The organism is Nocardia sp. NPDC057455, from assembly GCF_042802775.1.
Taxonomy (GTDB): Bacteria; Actinomycetota; Actinomycetes; order Mycobacteriales; family Mycobacteriaceae; genus Nocardia.
The window spans coordinates 1-6149 of the sequence record NZ_JBHVDM010000165.1; the positions used below are offsets into that span (position 1 = coordinate 1).

At 68.1% G+C, this 6149-nt stretch carries 4 protein-coding genes; 3 read left to right on the forward strand and 1 reads right to left on the reverse strand.

Going from position 1 to position 6149, the window contains the following annotated elements:
* Positions 1 to 704: 704 nt before the first annotated feature.
* Both ACFU5M_RS33765 and ACFU5M_RS33770 read left to right on the forward strand, forming a co-directional pair.
* Positions 705 to 1742, forward strand: coding sequence for an ArsA-related P-loop ATPase (locus ACFU5M_RS33765; protein WP_379055564.1), 1038 nt, complete (start codon positions 705 to 707; stop codon positions 1740 to 1742).
* Entirely contained in the window at positions 1739 to 2878 is a 1140-nt protein-coding gene (locus ACFU5M_RS33770) for an ArsA family ATPase (RefSeq protein ID WP_379055566.1), read from the forward strand. Before ACFU5M_RS33765 ends, ACFU5M_RS33770 begins: the two co-directional genes overlap by 4 nt.
* 93 nt (positions 2879 to 2971) lie before the next feature.
* Here the strand turns inward: ACFU5M_RS33770 and ACFU5M_RS33775 are convergent, their stop codons facing one another.
* Positions 2972 to 3295 (reverse strand): WhiB family transcriptional regulator, encoded by a 324-nt coding sequence (locus ACFU5M_RS33775; protein WP_014981178.1) that lies wholly within the window; start codon positions 3293 to 3295, stop codon positions 2972 to 2974.
* 367 nt (positions 3296 to 3662) lie between these two features.
* Here ACFU5M_RS33775 and ACFU5M_RS33780 point away from each other — a divergent pair, with 367 nt between their 5' ends.
* The gene (locus ACFU5M_RS33780) at positions 3663 to 6032 is read left to right on the forward strand and encodes a penicillin-binding protein (RefSeq protein ID WP_379055568.1); all 2370 of its coding nucleotides are present in this window, start codon (positions 3663 to 3665) and stop codon (positions 6030 to 6032) included.
* The last annotated feature ends 117 nt before the right edge of the window (positions 6033 to 6149 follow it).

Here is a 6149-nt window from a genome sequence, read left to right on the forward strand (position 1 = left end):
ACCGCCGCTGGCGACTTCGTCGCGTACGCGGCGGCCGCGCAAACGCGAGCCGGGCCGCGAACGGAACATGCTCGGTCTCGCTTCGCTCGGAACCGGGAGTCGGGGTTGTGCTGGGTGCGTGGGGATCGAATCGCGCTACCTGGGCGGCGAGGTGGCTTTGCGGCACCACGCGGTAAGGCTATGAGTTTCGTCGGGGTCACGCGAACAAGGTGCCGCGACGCCATCGACGGTGGGGCGACAATCCGCAGGAGACCTCACGCGACAACGCACCCGACCCGAGCCGCGGACGGCGAATACTCGGTCTCGCTTCGCTTCGAACCGGGTGTCGGGCCGGGTTGGCGTGTGAGGGCGCTGGGCGAGTCCGGCGTGGTTCCGGTTGTGCTGCGGCATGACGGGATGGGGCTTACGACCTCGTCGCCGACTCGGCTGCGGGACAGCTGACGGCACAGCCAACGAGCGATGCTCGATCGCCCTAGCTGGGAAGACGGGAACGGTGAGGGAGAACCACTACAGCGACCGGGTCCGGGGCACGCCGGATGGATCCGTCCGGCGCGACGTGGGAACTCGTACGGAGATCGGCCTGGTCGCCGAGGGTGTTGCAACTCGGGTAGCGGCCGAGGCCGGAGCTGATACCGGTCCGCTCGACCCACCCGTCTGGTACGGCCGGTGCCCCGCAGCGGCGGACCAGTTATAGGCTCGCGATCGTGGGAGTACCAACAGCAGGGCCGCTTTCGGCGGAGCCGGGACTGGACACGAGGTGGCCGAAGCGCGCTGAGCAGGCCCGCTTGCACTACGTCTCCGGCAAGGGAGGCACGGGCAAGTCGACGGTTGCCGCAGCGCTGGCCCTGGCGCTCGCCGCGGGCGGGCGCCGGGTGCTGTTGGTCGAGGTGGAGAGCAGACAATCGATCGCGCAGCTGTTCGATCTGCCGCCGCTGCCGCCGACCGAGACACGGATCGCCACCGCCGACGGCGGTGGCGAGGTGGTCGCGCTGGCGCTGGACATCGAGCACGCCTTCCTCGAATACCTCGACATGTTCTACAACCTCGGCTTCGCGGGTCGCGCGATGCGCCGGATGGGTGCCATCGAGTTCGTCACCACGATCGCGCCCGGTCTGCGCGACGTCATCCTGACCGGCAAGATCAAGGAGTGCGCGGTTCGCGTGGACAAGTCCGGCAAGCGGATCTACGACGAAATCGTGGTCGACGCACCACCCACCGGCCGGATCGCGGGCTTCCTCGACGTCACCAAGGCCATGGCGGAGGTGGCCAAGGGCGGGCCGATCGCCTCGCAGGCCGAGGGCGTGTCGCAGCTGCTGCATTCCGACCAGACGATGATTCACCTGGTCACGCTGCTGGAGGCGCTGCCGGTGCAGGAGACCGCCGACGCCATCGCCGAACTCACCGCCGCCGACCTGCGCATCGGCACCGTCATCGTGAACCGGGCGACCGAAGGCCAGCTCTCGCCCGAGCTGCGGGCCCAGGCCGCTCGGAGCGATCTGGACACCGACGCCATCCGCGCGGGCCTCGCCTCCGCGGGCATCACGCTTCCCGACAGCGACTTCCAGGGGCTGCTCACCGAGACGATCGAGCACTCGGCCACGCTGCAAGCACAGGACGACAGCGCCGAGGAACTGGCCAAAGTCGACATCTCCCGGCTCTACCTGCCCGCCCTTCCCGACGGGATGGACCTGGGCGGACTGTACGAACTAGCCGAACACCTCACCGCACAGGGAGTCCGATGAGCACGCCGACCCACCCCACGGCTGCCCCGCTGGATATTTCGCGGATCATCGCCGACCCGTCCGCCCGGGTGGTGGTCTGCTGCGGCTCCGGCGGCGTCGGCAAGACGACCACCGCCGCCGCCATCGCGCTGCGCGCCGCCGAGGAAGGCCGCAAGGTCGTGGTGCTCACCATCGACCCCGCGCGCAGGCTGGCCCAGTCACTGGGCGTGGCCGACCTCGGCAACAACCCCCAGCGGGTGGCGCTGGGGCCCGAGGCCAAGGGCGAACTGCACGCGATGATGCTCAACATGCGCCGCACGTTCGACGACATGGTGCTCGAGCACACCAGCGGGGAGAAAGCGGACCAGATCTTCGCCAACCCCTTCTATCAGACGGTCGCCTCCTCCTTCGGCGGCACGCAGGAATACATGGCGATGGAGAAGCTGGGCCAGCTGGCCCATCGGGGCGAGTGGGACCTGATCGTCGTCGACACCCCGCCTTCGCGCAACGCCCTCGACTTCCTGGACGCTCCCAAGCGGCTGGGCAACTTCCTCAACGGCCGCATGATCCGGGTGATCATGGCGCCCGGCCGTGGCGTGACCCGTCTCGTGACCGGCGCGATGAGCCTGGCGGTGCGGGGTGTGTCCACCGTCGTCGGTGGGCAGATGCTCAAGGACGCGTCGAACTTCTTGCAGTCCTTGGAGTCGCTGTTCGGCGGCTTCCAGGAGCGGGCCGAGCGAACATTCGCCATGCTGTCCAAGCCGGGCACGCACTTCCTCGTGGTCGCGGCGCCGGAACCGGACGCGCTGCGGGAGGCCTCGTTCTTCGTCGACCGCCTCTCCACCGAGCGGATGCCGCTGGCGGGACTGGTGCTCAACCGCACCCATCCGGCGCTGAGCTCGCTGTCCGCCGATCACGCGCTCACCGCCGCCGACCAGGTGGCGGAATCCGATCCGCTCACCGCGGCGGTGTTGCGGGTGCACGCCCGCCGGGTCGTCACCGACAAGCGGGAGCAGCATCTGCTGCACCGCTTCACCGGCGCGCACCCCCGGGTGCCGATCGTCTCGGTCACCGCGCTTCCGTTCGAGGTCTCCGATCTCGACGCGCTGCGCGTCGTCGGCGATCAGCTCACCGGCACGGCCCGCGCGACCGCTTGATACTTAGGCGTATCCGCTATTGCTCCGAACGGAAATATCGCTCCTGAAACGAACTGAGCCCGCTCGCGCGGGCTCCGTTTCGATGTCGGCGGACTACATCGCCACTTGATGCTGGCGCTGGGCCTGGAAGAAGTCGGCCCACGAGGTCACTTCCGGATGCTGCTTCAACAGGGCGCGACGCTGCCGTTCCGTCATGCCGCCCCACACACCGAACTCGACGCGATTGTCGAGCGCATCGGCACCACACTGCATGAGCACGGGACAGTGCCTGCAGATCGTCGCCGCTTTGCGCTGCGCCGCGCCGCGGACGAACAACTGATCGGGATCCACTTCCTTGCATCGGGCCTGGGCTACCCAGGCGATCCTTGCTTCGGCCTGCTCCACGTCCAATCGAGCGATGGGGGTTGTCATGTGCATTTGGTGTGCCCCTTTGCAGTCCGAACACCGGGTCAACGGCGCTCCAGAATCGCGTTGTCACCACGCAGCACCCAAACCCCGCTGCGAAGCGCACCACATTCCACTTTGAGTGTTAGCTCTATCACACTGGGTTCTCAATCTAGGTAAAGGTATGGCGCTTGCGCAAGACCACCTCCAGATTTTTTGGTACGTCCGTCCCTGCAAAGCGGGGTGCGCACTGGACGGGCAGGCAGATTGCGTGCGCGCCCTCGTGCGACACGCCGCGAACGATCGCGCGACACGCCCATTCCGGTTCGCGAACAACCAGTTCCGGGCTCCGGACAAATGCCGCCAAGAAGCCTCGAATGACAACCCGTAGTCTTGATTCGTGCCGATCACACATACGCTCGCGCGGCTGGCCGGCAGTTGCGTGCTGGCCTCCGTGCTCGTCGCCGGGTTGTTGTTCCCGCTCGCCGGCGGCTTCGGGTTCGTCTCCAACCGTGCCGCCGACGCCGTCGACAACGTCTCCGCGGAGCTGGTCGAGGGAACGGCGCCCGCGGTCTCGACCATGGTCGACGCGGCGGGCAATCCGATCGCCTGGCTGTACGAGCAGCGCAGATTCGAAGTCCCCAGCGACCGGATCTCCAACGACATGAAACTGGCGATCGTGTCCATCGAGGACCGTCGCTTCGCCGAGCACGAGGGCGTCGACTGGCAGGGCACGCTGCGCGCGTTCCTCACCAACACCACCAGCGGCGAGGTCCAGCAGGGCGCCTCGACGCTGGATCAGCAGTACGTGAAGAATTTCCAGCTGCTGGTGGTCGCCAAGACCGACGCCGAGCGCCGCGCCGCCATCGAGACCACTCCGGCCCGCAAGATCCGGGAGATCCGGATGGCGCTCACGCTGGACCGGGAGCTGACCAAGGACGAGATCCTCACCAGGTACCTCAACCTCGTCCCGTTCGGTAACTCGTCCTACGGCATCCAGGACGCCGCGAAGACGTACTTCGGCGTCGACGCGGCCGATCTGAACGTCTCGCAGGCCGCGATGCTGGCGGGCATGGTGCAGAGCTCGTCCAAGCTGAACCCCTACACCAACCCGGACGGCGTGCTGGCCAGGCGCAACACGGTGCTGGACACCATGATCCAGAACATCCCCAGCCGGGCCGAGGAGTTCCGCGAGGCGAAGACCAAGCCGCTGGGCGTGCTGCCGGAGCCCAAGGGCCTGCCACGCGGCTGCATCGCGGCCAACGACCGCGGCTTCTTCTGCGACTACGCGCTGCAGTACCTGGCCAACGCGGGCATCAGCCGCGAACAGATCGAGAAGGGCGGATACCTGATCAGGACCACCCTCGATCCGGCGGTGCAGGACTCGGTGAAACGAGCGGTGACCGACGCGGCGAACCCGAACCTCGACAACATCGCGGAGGTCATGTCCGTGGTCGCGCCGGGGCAGGACACGCATCCGGTGCTCGCGATGGCCAGCAGCCGCACCTACGGCCTGAACCGGGACGCGAGCGAGACCGTGCAGCCGCAGCCGTACTCCATGGTCGGCGACGGCGCGGGCTCCATCTTCAAGGTCTTCACCACCGCCGCGGCCATGGAGAAAGGCCTGGGCATCAACGCCCAGCTCGACGTGCCAGGGCGGTTCGAGGCCAAGGGCATGGGTAACGGTGGCGCCCGCGGATGCCCGCCCGCCACCTACTGCGTCGAGAACGCGGGCCGGTACAAGTCGCCCATGTCGGTGACCGAGGCGCTGGCCACCTCCCCGAACACCGCGTTCGTCAAGTTGATCCAGGCCGTCGGCGTCACCCCGACCGTCGACATGGCGGTCCGGCTCGGTATGCGCTCGTTCACCGAAGCGGGCAGCTCGGGCCACAGCAACCAGAGTCTGGCCGACATGATCAAGGACCAGAACCTCGGCTCGTTCACCCTCGGTCCGGTCGCGATCAATCCGCTGGAGCTGTCCAACGTGGCCGCGACACTGGGTTCCGGCGGCCGGTGGTGCCCGCCGAACCCGATCAAGGAGGTCATCGACCGCCAAGGCAAGCAGGTGCCGCTGACTCAGCAGGCCTGCGAGCAGGTCGTCGAGCCCGGCCTGGCCAACACCCTGGCCAACGCGATGAGCAAGGACGACACGTCGGGCACCGCGGCGGGCGCGGCCCAGGCGGCGGGCTGGAATCTTCCGATGTCGGGCAAGACCGGTACCACCGAGAGTCACCGCTCCTCGGCCTTCCTCGGCTTCACCAACGCGCTGGCCGCCGCGGTCTACGTCTACGGCGACAGCCCGACGCCCGGCGAGATCTGCTCGTTCCCGCTGCGCAACTGCGGCGACGGCAACCTGTTCGGCGGTAACGAGCCCGCGCGCACCTGGTTCAACGCGATCAAACCGGTGGTACCGCTGTTCCCGCCGCCCGGGTTGCCCCCGCTGGACGACAAGTACGTACGCGGCGCGAACAACGCGCAGGTGCCCGATGTCGTCGGCATGACCCAGGGCGAGGCCACCTCGAAGCTGGTCGCCGCGGGCTTCCAGGTGTCGCCGGTGACCGGTGCGGGCGATCGCCCGAAGGGCACCGTGATGGGCACCGCGCCGAACGGGTCGGCGATCCCCGGCTCGGTGATCACGCTGTACATCAGCGACGGCACCGTCCGGGCCGCGCCGCCGCCCGGGCCGCCCGCACCCCCGCCGGGCATCCCGGGACTGCCGCTACCGCCGCGGCTGCCACCGATCCCGATTCCGATCCCGATCCCGCGCTGACATACGAAAGGGGCCGCGAACCACACGGCGGATTCTAGGGATCGTTGCAACACGTGGTCGTTTGGTTCAGGCCGCAAGTAGTTTATGCAGGCGCTCGGCTGGGGCTTCCCTGCGGAG

What these genes read in the sequence shown, in the direction of transcription:
- ACFU5M_RS33770 (WP_379055566.1), top strand. Translation starts at nt 1,739, where the DNA reads ATGAGCACGCCGACCCACCCCACGGCTGCCCCGCTGGATATTTCGCGG.
- ACFU5M_RS33775 (WP_014981178.1), bottom strand. Translation starts at nt 3,295, where the DNA reads ATGCACATGACAACCCCCATCGCTCGATTGGACGTGGAGCAGGCCGAA.